Raw genomic sequence first — 19,135 nt, forward strand, 5'->3', positions numbered from 1 at the left:
TGCTCACTCGGTAATGGGGGGCAAATTTTTTAGCGGGTGCGAAACAGCATGTTTCGCAGAGCCAGTCCACAGACGGGAAACAACTGATCGGGCGTTTTAATCATGGCTAGCCCCAGCCACACAAGGGCATCGATGGGATGGAATTGGCGGATTGACAGTACGGTCAGCCGCAATGCCGTCAGCGCCAAATAGCGGCGCAGGTTACGGCGGGCGGGATCGGAAAGCTCGGGATAGGACAGGATTTCCTGGAACGCCGCCGCGGCCTCCTGCTCGCGGCGCAGACGCCAAGCCGGTAATGATGTGATCTGCGCTGGGTGGGCGCGGATCGCGACCAACGGTTCGGGCAGCGCCGCAAGCCGATGACGGCGCGCAAGCCGAAAATACAGAAGATAGTCCATGCAATAGGTGTAGTCCGCCGGATAGCCACCGATATCCTGCGCCTCGCGGCGTCGGAACATGATCGATGAATGGGCGAGAACGCTGGTGCGCGCCAACTCGGTCATCAGTTGGTCGTGGTCCTTGGGCGGAATGGGGCTCGGGACGCCCGGCAGCGGCGTGCCGTTGCCGAAATCGGTGGCCGCACTGGCGACCAGGGCGACATCGGGATGGCCGTCGAGGTGCCGCACCTGCTTGTCCAGGCGATCCGCAAAGGCGACGTCATCGGCGTCCAGGCGGGCGACGTACGTACCTTGCGCGATCTCCAATCCCTTGTTGAGGGATTGCGTCAACGTCAGGACGCTGTCGTTTCGGATGCAGCGGATTCGCGCGTCGTCATAGGACGCGATGATGGCCGTGGTGCCGTCGGTCGAGGCGTTGTCGATGATCAGAAACTCGAAGTCCGTGAAGGTCTGCGCGAGGATGCTGTCGATAGCCTCGCGGAGATAATCCTCTCCGTTGAGGACCGACATCAGAACGGTCACTTTTGGCTGGGTCATGACGGAGCGCCGCTCATCGAGGGCTGGATAAGGTCTTCACGGAGCGCCCTGTCGAGGGCGCGCGGCGTCCAGCTGAGCATGCGCCGCGCCTTCGTGTTGTCGCCGAACGAGATCGGGGGTTCGCCCGGCCGCATGGGCCGCGCCCCGAACCGGAGCAAGCGATCGTCCGCCCTCAGGGCATCGGCGACGGCAAGCAGCAGGGCGCGCAGTTCGGTCGCCTCGCCAGAACATATGTTGAAGATGTCAAAGCCGCCGCGTCCAAGATCATGGGCCATTGCGAGCCAGCCGTCACAAACGTCCGCCACGCCGATGAAGTCACGGCGTTGGGTGCAGGGCGAAAGGTCGACCGGCGTGCCGGCCCGAAGCCCGGCGATCACCTGGGCCAATAGCTTGGCCGGGTGATCGAGCATACCGAAAGGGATGTAGAGCCGGCCGATTCGTGTCGGCACGCCGGTCCGTGCGGCAAGGGTGCGGGCCCGTTCCGTCTCGGCCCGTTTGGACAGGCCATAAGGTGTTTCCGGTTCGCCGCTGTCGTCCTCGTGGTTGGCGTCGCCGCTGGGCGGGTACTCGGCCGATGACCCGGTGATGATCACGCCGCCGCCTGTTTCCGCCATTGCGGCGAAGATCGCCTCCAGCGGCTGCACGTTCACGGTCCGGCCCATCGCCGCATCATAATCGGGTGAGGCGTAATCGGCGGCATGCCCCGCATGGTGGACCCAGACCGTCGGACGCACCCGGCCCGTGAGCGCCCTGACGGCGGTTCCGTCGGTCACGTCAAGTTGCGCCAGGCCGGCACTTTGCGCGGCGAAATCCAGGCGTTGGGCGCGGATGCCGTCGTAGGCGTCGCGCGGCCTGCTATGGGTTGCCGTCACGGCGTAACCCGCGTCGGCGAAGGCGCGCGCCAGATGCGCGCCGACGAAGCTGGACGTGCCGGTGATGATGGCGGTTTGGGTCATTGCGCGGGCAGGGCCCAGGAATAGGGAATGCGGTCCGTGTCGGCGGGCAGGGTGTCGGCTTCCGCCGGGTCGTGCGGGATGCTGGCGCAGTTGGCCAGGATCGCCGGCGCCGCGCCCATGCAGGTGAACCCGGTCCACAATCCCGGCGGCACGGTGACCAGGGCATAGGTTTCGGGCCGATCGGGGCCGATCGTGATCTCGCGGATCATCCCGGCATCCACGTCCGCGACGACCAATCGGATCGCCCCCGACACGCAGCACAAGCTCAAGGTCATCTCGCGGTGCCGCTTCCAGGCTTTCACGGCGCCCGGATTGACGATGGAAAAATAGATCTCGCCGAAACCGGCAAACTGAGGCGCGTCGGCGCGCAGCATGTGCATCACCGCGCCCCGTGCATCGGCGATGATCCTCAGCGGCGTCACGATGACGCCGCCGCTCATCCGTCGGCCTTTTCGTACTCGGCGGTCTGTGCCCGGGTGACCTCGATCGGGTCGGCGCCGCCGTCCACGGCCTTGTACCATTCCACCGTGCGCGTGATGCCGGTCGCAAAATCCCAGCGCGGATACCAGCCAAGCCCGTCCTTTGCCTTGGTGCTGTCGAGCATCAGAAGTGTCGCTTCGTGCGGTGCGTTCGGGTCCTGCTCGACGCGGACGTCACCAGATCCCCAGACATCGACGGCGGTCTCGGCGAGATCCTGGACGGGACGCACGTTCTCGGCGTCGGGGCCGAAGTTCCATGCTCCTGCCGCCGCATCGTCGCCGGTGAACTGGCGGGCAGCGAGGGCGAGATATCCGGAAAGGGGCTCCAGCACATGCTGCCATGGCCGGGTCGCCATGGGATTGCGCAGGATCACCGGATCGCCGGCGCGAAGGGCGCGGATGCAGTCGGGAACGATGCGGTCCATCGACATGTCGCCGCCACCGATCACATTGCCGGCGCGTGCCGTTGCGGCGACCAGACCGGCCCGCGCGCGGAAGAATGATTCCTGATAACCGCTGAAGACCAGTTCGACCGCCCCCTTGGAGGCGGAGTAAGGGTCGGGGCCGCCCAGAAGGTCGTCCTCGTGATAGCCGCGCTCCCACTCCATGTTGCGGTAGCATTTGTCGGACGTGATGAAGACAAGAGAGCGCACGGAAGGTGTGTGGCGCACGGCCTCCAGCAGGTTGATGCCGCCCGTGACGTTGGTATGGAACGTCTCGAGCGGTTCCGCATAGCTCCGCCGCACCAGCGCCTGGGCCGCGAGATGGATGATGATCTCCGGCTTGGATTGATCCAACAGTTCGGCGACGGGATCAAAATGCCGGATGTCGATGAAATGCTGGTCAATACGTTCGGCCAGGCGGAGTTGGTCGAACAGCGGCGCATCCGGTGCCGGCGGCAAGGCCAGGCCCGTGACGCTGGCGCCCAGGTCGGCCAACCAGGCGGACAGCCAGCTACCCTTGAACCCGGTCGAGCCGGTGATCAGAATCCGGCGATTCTTGAAAACGGAGAAATCTGTCATCGGATCAGGTACCGCTCAGCCATGGCGCTTTTCCTGTTTCATACAGCTCATTGAGCAGCGCGTAGTCGCGGAAGGTGTCCATGCACTGCCAGAAACCGTCATGCCGGTACATCATCATCTCTCCGGCGGCGGCGAGCCGGCGCATGGGCTCGGTTTCCAGCACCACGTCGTCACGTCCGCCGTCCAAATAATCGAACAGGCGGCGGTCGCACACGAAAAACCCGCCGGAAATCCGCCCGCCCGTGGCTTGCGGCTTTTCGTTGAATTCGATGACGGCGCCCGTCTCGTCGTGTTCCATCTCGCCGAAGCGGCCCGGCGGGCGCACACCGCATACGGTCATCACCTTGCCATGGGATTTATGGAAGGCGGCCAATTCGGCGATGTCGACATCCGAGACCCCGTCGCCGTAGGTCAGCATGAAGGTCTCGTCGTCGCCGATATAGCGCTCGATGCGCTTGACCCGTGATCCGGTCAAGGTTTCCTCGCCGGTCTCCGCCATGGTCACGCGCCAATCGATGGCGTTCTCGGCACCATGAAATTCCAAGGCCCGCTCGCGCGCGAAGTCGATGGTGAAGTCGGCGACGCGGGTCCGGTAATTGAGGAAGAAATCCTTGATCGCACCGCTTTTGTGGCCGAGGCAGAGGACGAAGTCCTTGTGCCCGGCGGCGGCGTACCCCCGCATGATATGCCACAGAATCGGGTAAGGACCGATGGGGATCATGGGTTTGGGCAGATCGTCGGCCACGCCGCGGATGCGCGTACCCTTGCCACCGCAGAGAACTACCACTTTCATCGTTCCATCACCTTGTCTGTTGCGGGAGGTGCGAGAGAGCCGCGCGCGGCGCCCAGATCCAAAGCCGACAGAACCTCGGATACGTCGGCTGAGCTAAAGCAGTCAGCCAACGCGGCGTCGATCGCATCCGTCGAGGGCCACGCGGCCTCGTCCGCGAGGTCGTCCAGCGCGGCGCGAATTTCCGTGACGGTATAGAGCCGCCGGGACAGCCCATCGGGCAGTTTGTCGAAGGACAAGGCATGGTCGCGCTCGACATTGATCGCCCGTGCCCCGCTGGATACCGCTTCGAAGGCTGCGTTGGTATCGGTGTAGAGGATCGCGTCGGCCCCGCTCTTGAGAAGGTCTGCGATGGACTGTTCCGTGAACGTGACATGCGCTCCGGCCAGGCCCCGCATGTCGAGGAATCGGCGGATGTCGTCACGGAACGGCGGTTGGGTCGCAGGATGGAAGTTGACCAGCAAGGACCATTCGCCGCCGGCCGCCGCGGCCGCCGCCTTGGCGACCAGTTCGCAGCATTCCTGAAAATCCACGCCGGTGGCGGCGATCAGTCTGCCGTGCGTGCCCGTGCCCGGCACGCGCTGAAGGATGAACGAGCCCTCGCGCCACAGTCCCGCATCGATGACGCGCGTCTGTGGCGCACCTGTCGATGCCAGTTGTCGGCGGCTGCGCGCACCATGGGTGAAAACGACGTCGGGCCAGCGGCCATCCGCAATTTCCGTCCGCGACGGCAGCATGTTGAGATACATCTTGGAAAACGGCGATTGGTGGAACCCGGCGATCCGCGTCTGCGGCAGGGCGTGGCGCAATCCGGACCGCAGTCCTTTTTCCCAGGTTTGATTCTCGTATACATGGCAGACCGCTTTCGGGCGGCAGCCGTGTCGGGCGAGGAAGGGGCCGACCTCGACCAGCAGGCGCGCATTCACGGCGCGCCAATCGAATCGTTCGCGGTTCAGCACCATGTCGGCGACCGCGGCAAGCCGATGTCCGGCGACGGCCATGTCCGGTTTGGCGCGGGCGCGGCCCCGCATCCCCGTCACGGCGGCGCGCCACAGCGCGCCCAAGGTCACGGCATCGTCGGCCAGCATCACGGCCTCGTTGTTGGCGGCCGCATCATTTTGAATCGTGTCCCCGTCGTAAACCCAATCGAGCGGCAGGGCGACATAGCCGACCTTCAGGCCTGCGTCGCGAAGCCGGCGGGGGAGTGCGCCCATGTAATGGGCGGTGTCGCGCGTGCCCTGGCGCGGGAAATCGCCGGGCGCGGTCCATGCGGCCAACAGCACGTCGCAGGCGGCCAGTCTTTTCAGGTCGAGCGGATGACGCCGCCTGAGGGCCTGCAGCCGACGCAGCCGCCCGGCCCGGCGCAAGGCGGTCCGGGCAAACCGAAGGGCGGCGATGCCCTGGCGGCCGATATGCCCGATGCCGCGCGACAGGGCCCTCGGGCCGACCCAGGAAACGGCCGCACCCCGGCGCGTACCCTCGTCAACCAGCAGGCGGGCGAGGTCGCATGCCTCGACCATGAATAGATGAATGCCGCCGTCTTCCAGGCATTCGCCGAACAGCACCATGCGGCAGCATTCGACCGTGAAGGTAGATGACAGGGGACCCCGTTCCGCCATGTTGCGGCTTTCCCACCACTCCCAATCGTCGATGCGGAACTGGTCGGCAAGATTGACGAAGGCATCGGTGTTGCGTTCGGCGATCTCGTTCAGGCGCTGGCCGGTGTTTCCCCAGACGACCGTCGTGGGCAGCCGGTCACGCAGTGCGCAGTAGCGTGCGTGATCGTCGCCGAAGTACCACGCGGTTGCCGCCGAGATATCGCCCGCCGCGGACGGGTTGTCGGCAAGCCGTCGGGCGTCGGCAATGATAATCTTTGCGCTTATGGCGTTTGTCCCCGGGCCACGGCGATCGGATCGCCCGCGTTGTCCAGCCCGTCGATGGCGGCCATGCCCATGGCCAGGATGGCTTCTTCCGTGCTGCCGCCGATGTGCGGCGTGGCGAGGAAGTTGTCGAGGCCGATCAGCGGATTGTCGGTCGGCGGTTCGGCGGCGAACACGTCGAAGGCGCCGGCGCCCAGGCGGCCGGACCGAAGCTCCGACGCCAGCGCCGCTTCGTCGACGATGGACCCGCGCGCGGTGTTGATCAGGATCGCACCCGCCGGCATGCGGGCCAGTTCGGCAGCGCCGATCAAGCCGCGTGTGCTGTCATCGAGGGGCAGGTGGATGGAGACGACGGCGCTTCTTTCCAAAAGATCTTCGAGGCTTGTCATTTCGACACCGACCTGCGCGCAGAAACCCTTATCGGTGACGATGTCGTGGGCCAGGACGCGGCAGTCGAACGCGCGCAGTAGGGTCGCCAGATCTTTGCCGACATGGCCGAGCCCGATGATGCCGACCGTGCGCCCGCTCAGCTGGCGCCCGGACACCTGCCGCCATCCGCCGCCGGTCACCAGGGCGAGGGATTCCGGCACGCGGCGGATCAGGGAAAGGGCGAAACCGAGCGCCAGTTCAGCGACGGCGCGGCGGTTGACTCCGGCGGTCCAGCCCAGTTTCACGCCGTGCGCCTGCATGGCGGAAAGGTCGATCATGTCGAGCCCGACGCCGTACTTGCCGATGACGCGCAGTTCCGGCACGGCGTCGAACACGGCGGCATCGAGCGGCTCCAGCGCGGTGATCGCTTTTTCATGACCCTTCAGGAACCGGATCAGGGCGTCGCCGCGCAGGCTCGCGCCCGTGTCGTTGAAGGTCGTGTTCGGATAGCGCGCCAGGAGTGCCTGGCGCAGCTCCGGGTGCTTGGAAAACGACCGGGAGGTGACGGCGACGGGGATGCTGTTGGGGGTCATGCGGCGCGGACGTCTTCCAGAAATGTCCGGCAGGCCGTTTTGAATTCATCGTCCGCCGCGTGAGTCACCTTGGCGACGCGGCCGTCGGGGCCCGGCAGGATCATGGTGACGGACCCCGATCCGGTGTTCTTCTTATCCTTCAAGATTGCGTCGAGGAACGGATCGAAGGGCACCCGGTGGGATTGGAAGCCGTCGTAATTCGCCGCCAGGGTCGGGTGCAGGCGGCGGAAGTGATCTTCCGTGCCGTCGCCGATGCGCGACGACACGAAATTCGCCATGTCCATACCGATGGTCACGGCGATGCCGTGGGGGATGGCGAAATCCGTCGCCGCCTCGATGGCGTGACCGAAGGTGTGGCCGTAATTGAAGATGTTGCGGGGACCGCGGTCGAATTCGTCGTCTTCGATGTAGGCTTTCTTGATTTCCAACGCCCGGCGGACGTAGCGCAACATCAGGTCCGGCTCGCTGAACAGGCGGTCGTAATCGGTGGCCAGGGCGGCGAAACTGTCGGGCCCGTCGATGGCGTGCACCTTCAATATCTCGCCGATGCCGGAGCGCACGTCGCGCGGGTCGAGCGTGTCCTGAAACGCCACGTCGAGATAGATCGTCCGAGGCGGGGTGAATGTGCCGAGGATGTTCTTGGCCGACGCCGAATTGATCGAGCTTTTCGAGCCGATGCAACTGTCCGCCTGGGCCAGCAGTGTCGTCGGGCAGAACGCCCAGTCGACGCCGCGCAGCATGGTCGCGGCGAGAAAGCAGGTGGTGTCCTGAATGATCCCGCCGCCGATGGCGACCAGCAGATGGTCGCGCCGGATGCCCTTGCCGACCAGATGGTCGACGTAGGCGGGAAATTTTTCCAGCGACTTGTTGGTCTCGGTGGCTTCCAGGCGCAGGACCGACGGCCCGGCCAGGAGCGGCGCCAGCCGGTCTGTGTGCAGCGCCGCGACCCGTTCGTCGACGATCACATGCAGCGGCCGGCCGCCGGCCGCAAGGGCGGTCAATCCGCTGCGGGCATCATCCCCGAACAGAACGTCGTAAGGGCCCTTGTGGGATTGGATCGTGAGCGTGTCAGACATTGGTGAAGCCGCCGTCGATGATGATGGATTGACCACTTATATAGGTGTTGTCCGGCCCGGCCAGCCAGGCGACCAGGGCGGCGATTTCCTCGGGCTTTCCGACGCGCTTCATGGGCACCTGGGCGGCGAGGTCCGCCATCCCCTGTTCACCCAGAACGGTGCGCGTCATCTCCGTGTCGATGAAGCCGGGAGCGACGCAGTTGGCGAGGATGCCGTCGGCCGCGACTTCCGCCGCCAGCGCCTTGGTCATGCCGTCGATCGCGAACTTGCTTGCCGAATAGGACGCGCGCTCCGCCTTCGAAATCGCGCCCCAGATTGACGCGATGTTGACGATGCGGCCGCCGCCCCGCGCGCGCATGCCGGGAATGACGGCCCGGCACAACATCATCGGCGCGGTCACATTGACCTGCTGGATGGCGGCGAAGTCGGCGGGATCGATCTCGGCGAAGGGGGCGATCTTGTTGATGCCGGCGTTGTTGATCAGGATATCGAGGTCCAGCGCCGTGACCGTATCCGCGAAGGCGGCCGTCGCCGCGGCATCCAGGAAATCGCAAGCGAGATAGGCCGTGCCCGGCGGCGGCGTGCCGCCGGATTTGGTCCCGGTCACCGTCACATCCGCACCGTCGGCGGCAAGGCGTTCGGCGATGGCGCGGCCGATGCCGCGCGTGCCGCCGGTGACCAGGGCCTTACGTCCGGTAAGAGGTTGGGGCACGTTCAGGCTCCTTCCGTGCGGATCAATAGGTGCCCCATAGCGGATCTTCCTTCATCGCCGCTTCGACGCGGGCGGCGTCTTCGCGGGAGTCGACGGAATAGGATTTGCGCCACGGATAATGAGCGACCTTCTGGATGTAGCCGTTGTCCATGATGCGATTGCTGTCGCAGGCCTCGACCAGTTCCAGGGGTGATTCCGGCAAGTTCGTGAAGGTCTGCAGGAAGTGCCAGCGGAAGGCGAAGATGCCGTAGATGCGCACAGCACCCAGTTCCGGCGAGAATTCCTTGCAATAGGGGATCGGCGTGCGCGAGGTGTAGAGCACGTCGCCGCGCAGGTTCCACACCACCTTCAGGGCGTTCGGATCGCGATAGGTTTCTTCGTCCCGAATCGCCATCGCCAGCAAGGTACAATCAGCCTTGGGGTCATCCAGCAGCGGCCGGTAGGACGCTTCGATCATGTCCGGCTGCATCATCGGTTCGTCGCCCTGGACGTTGATGACGATGTCGTCGGGCGCCAGGTCGATGCCGCAGTTCGCGGCTGCCTCCGCCACGCGGTCGAGCGCGCGGGTATGGGTGTCGGCGGTCATGATGACGGGCGCGCCGAAATCCTTGGCGGCATCGGCGATTTCCTGGTCGCAGGTGGCCAGGAACAGGCCGTCGAACTTGTCGAATTTCTTGGCGCGCTGATAAACGTGCTCAACAAGGGGACGGCCCAGAATCTTGAACAAGGGTTTTCCGGGAAACCGCGACGCCTTCATGCGCGCGGGTACGATGCCGATGATTTTTGGCATGAATGTCTCCGTTCTGGTCAATTCTTAATCGTCATGCCGCGCCCGGCGCGGGGGTGCGATACAGGTCCGCGACCGGGTCGCCGGTGCGGCCCAGGCGGATGGATTCCTCGCCCGGCGACACCCAGTCACCCTTTTCGTCCGATACGTAAAAGGCGTGCAGCAGCGCCAGCGTTTTCGCCGTCTCTTCCGCACCCATGGGGTACGGCGCGCCGCCGTTCAGATCGGTCACCATGTCTTCGTACAGTCGGTAGTGTCCGTTGCCGTAGACACAGTCGGAAAAGTCTTCGCTGTGTTCGGTGCAGGCGTCGGGGTCCGGCGTGAAGATTTGCAGTTCGTTGACGGCGATACCGCCGATCTGGGCGCAGCCCTCGCTGCCCAGGACGGAAATCGACGCCTCGTAGTCGATCGGCCGCGCCGCGGTCGTGACCTCGACCGTGCCGACGGCGCCGGATTCGAACTCGATGACGGCGGTCACGGTGTCCTCGACCTCGATGTCGGCGCCCAATGTGCGCATCTGCGCGTTGACCCGTTTCACCTCTCCGCCCAAGTGGCGCAGCAGGTCCATATGGTGGATGCCCTGATTGGTCAGCGCGCCACCGTCGAGCGCGTAAGTGCCCCGCCACGGCGCCAGATCGTAATAGCGTTGCGGGCGGCACCAGCGCACGCGCACGGTGATGACCCGTGGATCGCCCAGCTCGCCCGCCTTGATCGCCTGGCGTGTGCGGACGACGGCCTTGTTGTAGCGGTTCTGATAGACCGGAAACACACGGCGTCCCTTTGCGCGCGCCATCTCGTCCAGGCGGTGCAGGTCGGAAAACCGCAGGACCGTCGGTTTTTCCAAAATCAGGTGCTTGCCATATCCCTCGATAATCTCCGCACCGTGTTCCGCGTGCATGCCCGAAGGCGTGATAACCGCGACGATATCAATCTCCGGGAGGGTGTTCAGCATGTCGTGGTAGTTGGTGAACACGGGAATGTCGTCGCCTTCGATCCACTGTTCGGCGGCTTCGGGCTTGAGGTCGCAGAGGGCGGCCAGGCGCAGACCCGGCGTTGCCCGGATGGCCCGGCAATGGTGTCCGGCGATGCGGCCGCATCCGACCAGGGCGACATTGTAGGTCTGATCGCTCATCGTTGCTTATGTTCCCGTTGTTCGACGGCGGCGCGGATCGGTCCCGCCACCTGTTCCATGATTTCCTTGGGTGCCGTGGAAAACCGGCTGTAACCGGCCAGCACCGAATTGGGAAAATCCTGCCGGTAGAGCACCCGGTCGGCCAACGCGGCATGGATTGCCGGACCGTCCTCGCCGAAGGCGACATGCATGAAATTGCCGTGTCCCGACAGAACCTCATAGCCCATGGCGCGCAATTCGCCAATGAACCAATCCTTCCCGTCGAGGATCCGGGCGACGCTCGCCTGCACGGCGTCCGCGTGGTCGAGCATGTTCTCCAGCACGTTGGCCGACAGCGCGCCGATTTCATACATGGGGCGAACCTTGTGCAGGATGCGCGCCATGTCCGGATGAGCGACCGCCAGGCCGACCCGGCATCCGGCTAGGCCCCACGCCTTGCCGAAGGAGCGGGTAACGATCAGGTGCGGGTGCTCGGTCACCCAGGGGACGGCCGTTTCCGGGTGGAAGGGGAAATAGGCCTCGTCGATCAGCATCACCGCGCCGGCCGCGCCGGCGGCATGGATCACGCGCGTCAGGGTGGCGGCGTCCAGCACGGTGCCCGTCGGGCTATCCGGGTTGGGCAGGCAGACGAGACGCGGCGACGCTGTTTCGATCTCGTGGATCAGGCGTTCCGTGTCGAGCGCCGGTCCGGTGAATGAGGTTTCATACAACGCGGGGCGCGCGTCGGCGGCGTACATGCGCGCATAAACGGAATACATGGCGAAGGTCGGGGCCGTGTGAATGACGACGTCGCCGGGTGACACGAAGGCTTCGAAGGTTGCGCGGATGGCACCATCCGACCCCGCGGCGAGGACATGCTGGTCCACACCGCCGGTGCCGAGCGTGCGCGCCAGCTTGGCGTAAAGTCCACCCAGATCGGGGTAGGTGTAAAGAGCGCGGGCGTCGAGGCCGCGCAGAACTCCCTTGGTGATCTCGGCCAGATCGGGGTCGATGTTTTCGTTGCGGTCGAGCCACAGGGTGCCCTCGGGCCGGGCGCTCTGCGTCGACCAGTCGGGTCGGACCAAAGCTTCGTCGCGCACGCCGACGCGGGGGGCGGGGAAAGAGGCGGTCATCTGTTCATATCACCTTTCATCAGCGGCCCGGCGAACACCGCCGCTGGCAGATGGCATTCCAGCCGCGTGTCCTGGTTGAGGCTGTCGGTCTTGCCACGGGTGATGGACATCACGGCGAAGGCCAGGCGGCTGTAAGGCGTCGTCGCGGTTTTTGACGGCGCCCCCCAATAACCGTAGGCAAGGATGTCGGTCGGCGCGGGATCCAGGCCGAGAAACATGCCGAGGGCTTCCGATCCGTTGAGAACGACATAAGGCGCGGTTTCGACTGCGCTCCCGTCCGGGAGAGCGAAGTCCTCGGATGGGACGATCGGCTGAAAACTGATGTTCGGATCACGGGTTCCGGCGCGATCGGTCAGACGCAGGGAAATCACCAGCCGTCCGCCCGGCGCGACCTTGCGCCAGCAGGCGGCGATGATGGCGTCGGTCTCCACGTTCCAGTCGGCGACGGACAGGGAGGCAACGGTGTCGAATGCGTTGTCGGCGATCTCTTCGGCGGTGACGATGTCGCCGCACTCAAAGCGCGCGGGTGCCGTCAGCGCCGGCAACTCTTTCGCCGCATCGATGGCGGCAGCATTGATGTCGAGTCCGGCATAGGAGGTGATCGGAAATTTCTCTTCAAGGGCGCGGCCCAGGCCGCCGACCGCGCAACCGACGTCGAGCAGGCGTCCGAACCCGCCGGGCGCTGCGCCGATGCGTTCGAATACCCAGCGTTCGGACGGATAGAATTCGTCCCAGCAGCGCCGGTGGGCCGCAAAGTATGCGGCCAAGTGGGGCGTTTGATAATGGATGTTGGTCAACGGCGTCAGTCCAGGTTCCAGCGTTCCCGCCATTCGGGGTCGGCGGCATAGATGCGGTAGACGAGATCCATGGTGCGCAAGGCATCGTCGGACGATCCCTCGGTAATTTTTCGGCCCGTCTCGATTGCATCGGCGAAGTCGGCGATCTCGTCGGCCCAGGAAGGGTCCGTGTTGTAGCGCGTCACCTGTTCCTTGGGATCGCCGAGGTCGTCGTCGCCGGCATGAACCACGGTCAGGGTCTCGGCGCCATAGCTTTTCGATCCGGACAGGATGCCGCTGAGGATCAGCGCCCCTTTCTCCAACGTGATGTCGAGCGAGAACCGGTGGCGCCATTGGGTGGCGCTGGAATGCAGCATGCCGACGACCCCGGCGTCGGTGCGCATCAGGGCATAGGCGTTGTCTTCCACATCGTGGCGCCAGTAGTCGTTGGATACGAAGCTGTGGACCTGGGTGAATTCGCCGGCGAACAGGCGCATCAGATCGACCATGTGGATGCCTTGATCCAGAAGAATACCGCCGCCGGCGATGGCCCGTTCCGTGCGCCAGTCGGAATGCTGGCCGTAACTGATGAACTGCGATTTCCCGTATACGCCGCGCAGGTTGATGATGCGGCCCAGGTCGCCGCTGCGCGCGATGGCGAGGGCCTCGCGGACGGATTCGTGATAGCGGTGATTGAATCCGTACTTCAGAATCTGCTTCGGATGTTTTGCCTCGGTCTCGATCACGCGGCGGATGTCGGCGACCGTCCGCCCCGGCGGCTTTTCGCAGAACACATGCACGCCCTTTTCCAGGCCGGCGATCGTCACGTCGGGGGCGATATCGTTGGTCATGCAGACGAACAGAGCGTCGAAATCCTGGCGCAGCAACTCGGCCGGAGTTTGGAAGTAAGCGACGCCGTCATCCAATCGCCCATTGCCGTCGAAGGCCCTGTCGCAAACGGCGACGGTTTTCAGCCCCGGATGTGTGTCGATGAATTCCCGTCGGCGTTTGCCGACGACGCCGTAGCCGGCGATGGCGACGCGAAGAGGTTGGTTGTCCGCGGTCATGTCTGCGAGGCTCCGCTCGCGGCGGGGCGCCGAAACAGATAGTTGTAGATATTACCGAACGGCGTGCCGTCCAGTTCCGCCGACCGGCGTTTGCTGATCAAAGTCAGGCCCGCGGCCTCGATATCGCGGACGACGGCATCCGTATAGTCGGGCCGCGCCGCGTCCAGTTCGATGGACAGGGATTTCACACGCAGGTCGGAAAGGGTCCGCCGCGCGCCTGTCACGATCTTGTCCTCGATGCCGTCGACGTCGATCTTAATGTGATCTGGGAAAGGGGGCGCGAACGTCTCTATGAAGCCGTCCAGGGTCATGCCGATCATGCCTTGTTCGAAGCTTGCGGCAAAGGGCTGACCATTGTGATCGATGGCTTCCGCAAAACTCGACAGGGCCGATCCGAAACCAGTATCCCGCACGTGAAATTTGTCCAGCCCGTCGGTGTCGTTGAGGGCAAGGCAATAGGCGCTCACCGTGTCCGACAGCCGGTTCTCTTCGATGTTGCGGTTGAGAAGAAAATAGTTGGCGGCCAGAGGCTCGAACGCCAGAACGCGGACCTTGCGATTGATCGCGGCATAGATCGTATAGACGCCGACATTGGCGCCGATGTCATAGAGGACGGCGCCGTCTTCGATGGTGTCGATCCACTCGATCGTTTCCGGCTCCTTGGTCAGCAGCGTCTTGGCCCGCCACAAAGGAAGATCCCCCAGGCAGTAAAACCGTACCGTTCCACGCGCAGTCGGAATTTCCTCGATGACCTCATCGAACCCGACGGTCTTCATTCCCTGGCGAAGGATGCGCAGCAGGCGGCGGCGGCCGCCCGTGCCGAGTGGCCAGGTCAGCAACCGGGTCAGCCCAACGAGAATGCACTTGATGATCTGTCGCATGAGGTCTTTCTTCAGTTCAGTCCCGGGGACCCGAGACCAGGTCCCAGGAAATCGGCGTTCCGCGCGGGATGTCGCGGGCGGCCCGGCGGCCCAAGACGGTGTCGAGATGTTTCGGTGCCAGGCCGTGGCCCGGGCGGATGGAGCGTACGTTCTCTTTCGTCAGCTTCGCCCCGGCGAGGATATCGGCCACCGCGTAGAGCGACCGTCGAAACACGATGCTCGGCTCGGCCGCACTCTGCTTTCCAATGTGGGCTTCGCCCAGCGCCGCCCAGGCGTTGCGGCAATCGGTCACGAGGGCGCCCAGTTCGGATGGTTCCAGGGAAAATGCGCTGTCCACGCCACCGTCGGCACGGGCCAGGCAGACATGTTTTTCGATGACGGCCGCGCCGAGAGCGACGGCGGCGACGGCGACGGACGTGCCCGGGGTGTGGTCCGATAGTCCGATGACCGCATCATAACGGGCCGCGAGTTCCGGGATCGAGCGGATGTTCGACGCCTCGATGGGTGCGGGGTAGGCGCTCACGCAATGCAGAAGCGCAACCTGATCGGCGCCGATATCGGACAACATGGCCATCAACTCATCGATCTCGTCGGGAGTGACCATGCCGGTCGAGACGATCAGCGGCTTGCCCGTCGCCGCCGCCTTTCGGATGAGTGGCAGATCCATCGCCTCGAACGAGGCGATCTTGTAGGCCGGGCAGTCGAGGGTTTCGAGAAAATCGACGGCGGTCTCGTCGAAGGGCGATGAAAACACGGTGACGCCGCGTTCCCGGCCGCGCGCGAACAGGGCCGCGTGCCAGTCCCAGGGCGTATGTGCCTCTTGGTACAGATCGTAGAGAGTCCGCCCATCCCATAGCCCGCCTTGGACCGTGAAACCGGGGCCGTCATGGTTGATGGTGATCGTATCGGCCGTGTAGGTTTGCAGCTTGAGCGCGTCGGCGCCATGGTCCGCCGCCATGTCAATCAGGGACAGGGCACGGTCTATGTCGCCGTTGTGGTTGCCGGACATCTCGGCGATCACGTAGGGCGGATGGCCGTTGCCGATGGCGCGGCCGGCGATCTCAATCTGTTGCTTCCGGTCGGACAAGGTCATGATGCGGGGTGGCTCACAAAATGGTCGCCTTCCAGAACGTATCCAGCAGCCGAAAATATCTTGTGGGATGGAAGGTTTTCTTGATGGACAAACGCGAGAAATGTTCCTTCTGGTACGAGGCGCCGCACTGCGGCGAGAGACGCTGCTCCGACGCCCTCGCCTCGCATGGCCGGCGAAATCAGAATCGAGATTTCATAGGCGTCGGACGCACTCGGGTCGGCATCAAGGCGCACGAATCCGGCAGGTGTCCCGTTCATGAGCATCATTTCGAATAATCCGGGATTGGGCGCCAACCGCCGCAACATCCAGGCACGATGTTCGGCGTAGGTAGGTGGGTTCGGATTGCGGCTGTAGTTGCGGCTTCCCGGTGCGCACTGCCAACGAAATATCGTGTCGGTGTCCGATGTGGTCACGGGCCTGCAAGAAATCCCCCCGCCTGCCTTCGTGGCCTCGGGTGACACGGACAGAAACGTCCGCGCCGCGCCTCTTCCGTCACATACGCCGAACGCGGCGGCCGACATTCTTCTTACGGCATCGATGTCGCCCGCCACTTGGTTCAGGGCGAATGAGAGATCGGATGCACTGATGTCCGCATCGAGCAGCTCAATGGCTCCGATATCGGCCAGGGCACGCCCGTTGTGATTCTGATTGTCCGCCACCGGCACGGTTATCGTTGGCAACCCAAGGCAGCATCTTTCAAGAGATGAGACCCCGGGTGCGCCAATTGCGAGATCTGCTCCGTTAATCAGGTCAGCAAGATTTTTGGGATTGCGATGAACGATGACGCGGCTTCCCGTGGTGTCGGCGAACCGGGATACTTCGTTCAAGTGGGGAGCTTCCTCACCCAGAACCACGTCGACAATGAGGTCAAGCCCAGAGTACCGAACAGCCTCCAATGCGGTCAGGGTCATGTTCCTGGCGTCGGTCAGGCCAAAGGAAATGAGGATGCGATCAACGGACCGAATGGCTGCCCGGCGACCCAGGGCGTTGGCACGACCCAGAGCAAATTCCTGGCGAATCAGCGCAAACGCCGGGCCTGCCAGGATCTTGCAGGCCGGAGGGACGAGCCCGGCGTAGGCAGATTCGCTGCGACGCGGAGAGGCGTCGAGGAGATATCCGCAATCATGAGACCTGTCAGCAAGGTCGTCGACTACCAGAATGTTCTCAGCCCAGCCGCTCAAGGCGGCCTCGAAGGTAGAGTCGAGCGTGTAGTCATCAACGACAAGAACGCGGCATTGAGTGTCGACTCGATCCATCAGCGTTTCAGCGGACCGGCTTCGGTCATGCGGTAGCGAGACGACGGTATAATCGAAGGGTTTATTTCGTGACAAAGTGGGACCGGCTGTTTCATCGACCGCGATGGATATGCGCCAACCTTGATTGTGCATTGCTTGGGCCAGCGTAAGACATCGCATCAGGTGTCCCCCGCCGATTTCGGGCGACCAGGCCGGCCTGAAGACCGCGTGAGGCGCGGAATCAGGCGTTCGGCTCATGAAGGATCGGTTTGCCAGATGAGCCCGTCGCACTGCAGGGGAGGGTGCTGGCAATTCGCGCGAGGGCCAGATGGAGGGAGCTCTCGCTGGACCCGGATTGCTGCTGTCTGCCGACACCGTAGTTATGCAGGCGCATGTAGGCGAACTGCTCCGGGTTCAAGTAGCGGTCGTGATACAGGGTGTCAGTGAAGCGCTGCTGAAGTTCTTGAAAACTGAAGGTCAAGATCGGATGGGGGGCGTAATCGTGCCAAGCCGAAATCAAACGCCCGCCGTTGGGAAGGGGGTCATGAATCAGGACCGGGATGCCCTCGGCGAGACATTGGTCGCACAAGGAAGTGTACCGCGCGACGACGACGTCCGCCATCGCGGCGAGTGCGTATGACCGGTCGTAGACGTCGTAGCGATTGTCGATGAATACATTGTCGAGGCCGGCAAATCGATCCTTTGCCGGCGCCATCTCCGCCAGTTTGAGCCAGCATGAATCCTTCCCCCGGATGACGAAAGCGCAATCGCTATTGAGTTCCGCCAAGTCGGCGATATGGGAAAAATAGAGCAGGTTGCTCTGTGCGTCGGTCCAAAAATGAAAGGGGTCGGCGAGTGAATCGGGGTTGGTGTGAAAATCAAGGACGAGGCAAACGGCGCGAAATTCTCGAAATCGCTCGCGCCGTTCGGCCGCCGCGTCCTTTCGGTGTTGGGCGATCCGCCCGCGTCTCGGGTCTCCTGTTACGATGACCTTGTCAATTGCTTGGTAAGGGTCCTGGTTGATGCGCTCTGCGATTGCCTGCCCGTGGACGAAATAGGTATTCAGGATCAAGGCGCTGGTGCCGTAAAACGGATTGATGAAACGCTCCTGCAGAGCGGCGACATGGATACCGAACGACTGCAGCGCGAGCGCCGCCATCGAAGGAATCAGAACATCGTAACCGAAAACGGCGATGCGGGCGTCTCGACAGGGCGCCATGGCCGCTCTGTAGTTTTCGAAGCGCAGTGCCGCAATGGCAAGAATGGCTGCTTTTGCCAAACGATGTTTCCCCGACACCTTGGCGAGAAACCGTGTCAGGTGTTCAAGCCAGGCGGAAGCATTTCGTTGCCCGTCGAGTTCTAGGAAGTGCGGTTGGATGTTGTGCAGGCGGTACTCAGACTCAACGAGTTTCTGCTCGCCTGCCGACATCGTCCAGGCAAGTTCGATATGGGCGATATTTGACTTGTGAAACGGGCTGGCGGAATCCTCTGAATAATATTGATCCTTCACGAACAGTCCGCCGTAGGTGATGCCCTTGTGAGGAAAGTAGAGTACTTCCTTGCCGAAGGTGTCAGGGCCAGAGGTCCGAGACCCGGGGTCGGCGGAAATCGGGTCCGTGGGAGATTGGAGCATCCGCGCGGCGCATTGGAGGGCTCGTTTGATCGGCAGCATAACGGCCGGAAAGCGGTCGAGGGCTCGGACAAACCATATCGGAGCCCCGGGATACAGGTTCCTTACCGCTGTCGGAAGAAGGGGAGAGATCAGCGAGTCAATTCCTGAAGTCCTTTGGAAAACATCGGCGCGAATGCCATGGCTCCGGAAGTATTCCGCCAAGGCATAGGCTTCGGAAAATCGCAGAAGCCGATTGAAGACGAGATCGAACATCAGCGCTCTTGCCCGCGTGGCGGTCAGCGGGGCCGCGGGGATTTCGGCCTGCAAGGCATCGAAATCGCTGTCCGTGAAGGCTGCATCGAGAACGGCACGGGTATATCGCGCGGTGACCCGCAGGTCCTCGCTCAAAGACAGGCCGGCGTAGCTGTGGAAATCAGCCAGCTCAATCCCCGCCCGCGCCAAGCGGTCGAGCCAGGGCGTGGCGCGCAGGCGCCCGACGGGCTTGATGAAAACGACGCGCCGGCCGAGGAGACGGAAGGCGGCTGCGACGACTAGGTTGCCTGCCGAAAGTTGATGGAACACGACCACTTTGCCGCGTCCCGGGCCATTGGAAACGTGCGCTGAAACC

18 protein-coding genes are annotated in these 19,135 nt (G+C 63.6%); all 18 read right to left on the reverse strand.

The features are described from left to right. Positions 1-29: 29 nt before the first annotated feature. The 18 genes from RJ527_07765 to RJ527_07850 all read right to left on the reverse strand — a co-directional run bounded on the left by RJ527_07765 (position 30) and on the right by RJ527_07850 (position 19,089). Positions 30-935 carry a glycosyltransferase gene (locus RJ527_07765; protein ID WND77628.1) on the reverse strand — a complete coding sequence of 302 codons (906 nt, stop codon included), beginning with the start codon at positions 933-935 and terminating at the stop codon, positions 30-32. Then, entirely contained in the window at positions 932-1,891 is a 960-nt protein-coding gene (locus tag RJ527_07770; GenBank protein WND77629.1) for an NAD(P)-dependent oxidoreductase, read from the reverse strand. Before RJ527_07770 ends, RJ527_07765 begins: the two co-directional genes overlap by 4 nt. Next, positions 1,888-2,331 (reverse strand): dTDP-4-dehydrorhamnose 3,5-epimerase, encoded by a 444-nt coding sequence (locus tag RJ527_07775; protein ID WND77630.1) that lies wholly within the window; start codon positions 2,329-2,331, stop codon positions 1,888-1,890. The genes RJ527_07770 and RJ527_07775 overlap by 4 nt, the downstream gene beginning before the upstream one ends. Further along, positions 2,328-3,392 (reverse strand): CDP-glucose 4,6-dehydratase, encoded by a 1,065-nt coding sequence (rfbG, locus tag RJ527_07780; GenBank protein WND77631.1) that lies wholly within the window; start codon positions 3,390-3,392, stop codon positions 2,328-2,330. The genes RJ527_07775 and rfbG overlap by 4 nt, the downstream gene beginning before the upstream one ends. 4 nt (positions 3,393-3,396) lie before the next feature. Continuing rightward, positions 3,397-4,185 carry a glucose-1-phosphate cytidylyltransferase gene (locus tag RJ527_07785; protein WND77632.1) on the reverse strand — a complete coding sequence of 263 codons (789 nt, stop codon included), beginning with the start codon at positions 4,183-4,185 and terminating at the stop codon, positions 3,397-3,399. Further along, positions 4,182-5,801, reverse strand: a complete 1,620-nt coding sequence (locus tag RJ527_07790) for a hypothetical protein (protein WND77633.1) — start codon at positions 5,799-5,801, stop codon at positions 4,182-4,184. The genes RJ527_07785 and RJ527_07790 overlap by 4 nt, the downstream gene beginning before the upstream one ends. 260 nt (positions 5,802-6,061) lie before the next feature. Beyond that, positions 6,062-7,024 carry a phosphoglycerate dehydrogenase gene (locus tag RJ527_07795; GenBank protein WND77634.1) on the reverse strand — a complete coding sequence of 321 codons (963 nt, stop codon included), beginning with the start codon at positions 7,022-7,024 and terminating at the stop codon, positions 6,062-6,064. Next, positions 7,021-8,100 carry a 3-dehydroquinate synthase gene (locus RJ527_07800; protein ID WND77635.1) on the reverse strand — a complete coding sequence of 360 codons (1,080 nt, stop codon included), beginning with the start codon at positions 8,098-8,100 and terminating at the stop codon, positions 7,021-7,023. The genes RJ527_07795 and RJ527_07800 overlap by 4 nt, the downstream gene beginning before the upstream one ends. Then, complete coding sequence (locus RJ527_07805; protein ID WND77636.1) at positions 8,093-8,812, reverse strand: SDR family NAD(P)-dependent oxidoreductase; 720 nt, start codon at positions 8,810-8,812, stop codon at positions 8,093-8,095. Before RJ527_07805 ends, RJ527_07800 begins: the two co-directional genes overlap by 8 nt. Positions 8,813-8,834: 22 nt before the next feature. After that, positions 8,835-9,602 (reverse strand): 3-deoxy-manno-octulosonate cytidylyltransferase, encoded by a 768-nt coding sequence (locus RJ527_07810; protein WND77637.1) that lies wholly within the window; start codon positions 9,600-9,602, stop codon positions 8,835-8,837. 31 nt (positions 9,603-9,633) lie between these two features. Continuing rightward, entirely contained in the window at positions 9,634-10,731 is a 1,098-nt protein-coding gene (locus RJ527_07815; GenBank protein ID WND77638.1) for a Gfo/Idh/MocA family oxidoreductase, read from the reverse strand. After that, positions 10,728-11,843 (reverse strand): histidinol-phosphate transaminase, encoded by a 1,116-nt coding sequence (locus RJ527_07820; protein ID WND77639.1) that lies wholly within the window; start codon positions 11,841-11,843, stop codon positions 10,728-10,730. The genes RJ527_07815 and RJ527_07820 overlap by 4 nt, the downstream gene beginning before the upstream one ends. Next, positions 11,840-12,640 (reverse strand): class I SAM-dependent methyltransferase, encoded by an 801-nt coding sequence (locus RJ527_07825; GenBank protein WND77640.1) that lies wholly within the window; start codon positions 12,638-12,640, stop codon positions 11,840-11,842. Before RJ527_07825 ends, RJ527_07820 begins: the two co-directional genes overlap by 4 nt. A 5-nt stretch (positions 12,641-12,645) precedes the next feature. Then, the gene (locus RJ527_07830; GenBank protein WND77641.1) at positions 12,646-13,686 is read right to left on the reverse strand and encodes a Gfo/Idh/MocA family oxidoreductase; all 1,041 of its coding nucleotides are present in this window, start codon (positions 13,684-13,686) and stop codon (positions 12,646-12,648) included. Continuing rightward, entirely contained in the window at positions 13,683-14,567 is an 885-nt protein-coding gene (locus RJ527_07835) for an FkbM family methyltransferase (protein WND77642.1), read from the reverse strand. The genes RJ527_07830 and RJ527_07835 overlap by 4 nt, the downstream gene beginning before the upstream one ends. A gap of 16 nt (positions 14,568-14,583) precedes the next feature. Next, on the reverse strand, positions 14,584-15,660 hold the full coding sequence (gene pseI / locus RJ527_07840) for a pseudaminic acid synthase (GenBank protein ID WND77643.1): 1,077 nt from the start codon (positions 15,658-15,660) through the stop codon (positions 14,584-14,586). Then, the gene (gene pseG, locus RJ527_07845; GenBank protein ID WND77644.1) at positions 15,657-17,153 is read right to left on the reverse strand and encodes a UDP-2,4-diacetamido-2,4,6-trideoxy-beta-L-altropyranose hydrolase; all 1,497 of its coding nucleotides are present in this window, start codon (positions 17,151-17,153) and stop codon (positions 15,657-15,659) included. Before pseG ends, pseI begins: the two co-directional genes overlap by 4 nt. Further along, complete coding sequence (locus RJ527_07850) at positions 17,137-19,089, reverse strand: hypothetical protein (protein ID WND77645.1); 1,953 nt, start codon at positions 19,087-19,089, stop codon at positions 17,137-17,139. The genes pseG and RJ527_07850 overlap by 17 nt, the downstream gene beginning before the upstream one ends. Positions 19,090-19,135 lie beyond the last annotated feature (46 nt).

It is taken from the genome of Thalassospiraceae bacterium LMO-SO8 (assembly GCA_031655335.1).
Classification (GTDB): Bacteria; Pseudomonadota; Alphaproteobacteria; order Rhodospirillales; family Casp-alpha2; genus UBA1479.

Excerpts from the sequence above, each read along its gene's own strand:
- RJ527_07765 (WND77628.1), bottom strand. The coding sequence starts at position 935 with ATGACCCAGCCAAAAGTGACCGTTCTGATGTCGGTCCTCAACGGAGAG.
- RJ527_07770 (WND77629.1), bottom strand. The coding sequence starts at position 1,891 with ATGACCCAAACCGCCATCATCACCGGCACGTCCAGCTTCGTCGGCGCG.
- RJ527_07775 (WND77630.1), bottom strand. The coding sequence starts at position 2,331 with ATGAGCGGCGGCGTCATCGTGACGCCGCTGAGGATCATCGCCGATGCA.
- rfbG (WND77631.1), bottom strand. The coding sequence starts at position 3,392 with ATGACAGATTTCTCCGTTTTCAAGAATCGCCGGATTCTGATCACCGGC.
- RJ527_07785 (WND77632.1), bottom strand. The coding sequence starts at position 4,185 with ATGAAAGTGGTAGTTCTCTGCGGTGGCAAGGGTACGCGCATCCGCGGC.
- RJ527_07790 (WND77633.1), bottom strand. The coding sequence starts at position 5,801 with ATGGCGGAACGGGGTCCCCTGTCATCTACCTTCACGGTCGAATGCTGC.
- RJ527_07795 (WND77634.1), bottom strand. The coding sequence starts at position 7,024 with ATGACCCCCAACAGCATCCCCGTCGCCGTCACCTCCCGGTCGTTTTCC.
- RJ527_07800 (WND77635.1), bottom strand. The coding sequence starts at position 8,100 with ATGTCTGACACGCTCACGATCCAATCCCACAAGGGCCCTTACGACGTT.
- RJ527_07810 (WND77637.1), bottom strand. The coding sequence starts at position 9,602 with ATGCCAAAAATCATCGGCATCGTACCCGCGCGCATGAAGGCGTCGCGG.
- RJ527_07815 (WND77638.1), bottom strand. The coding sequence starts at position 10,731 with ATGAGCGATCAGACCTACAATGTCGCCCTGGTCGGATGCGGCCGCATC.
- RJ527_07820 (WND77639.1), bottom strand. The coding sequence starts at position 11,843 with ATGACCGCCTCTTTCCCCGCCCCCCGCGTCGGCGTGCGCGACGAAGCT.
- RJ527_07830 (WND77641.1), bottom strand. The coding sequence starts at position 13,686 with ATGACCGCGGACAACCAACCTCTTCGCGTCGCCATCGCCGGCTACGGC.
- RJ527_07835 (WND77642.1), bottom strand. The coding sequence starts at position 14,567 with ATGCGACAGATCATCAAGTGCATTCTCGTTGGGCTGACCCGGTTGCTG.
- pseI (WND77643.1), bottom strand. The coding sequence starts at position 15,660 with ATGACCTTGTCCGACCGGAAGCAACAGATTGAGATCGCCGGCCGCGCC.
- pseG (WND77644.1), bottom strand. The coding sequence starts at position 17,153 with ATGAGCCGAACGCCTGATTCCGCGCCTCACGCGGTCTTCAGGCCGGCC.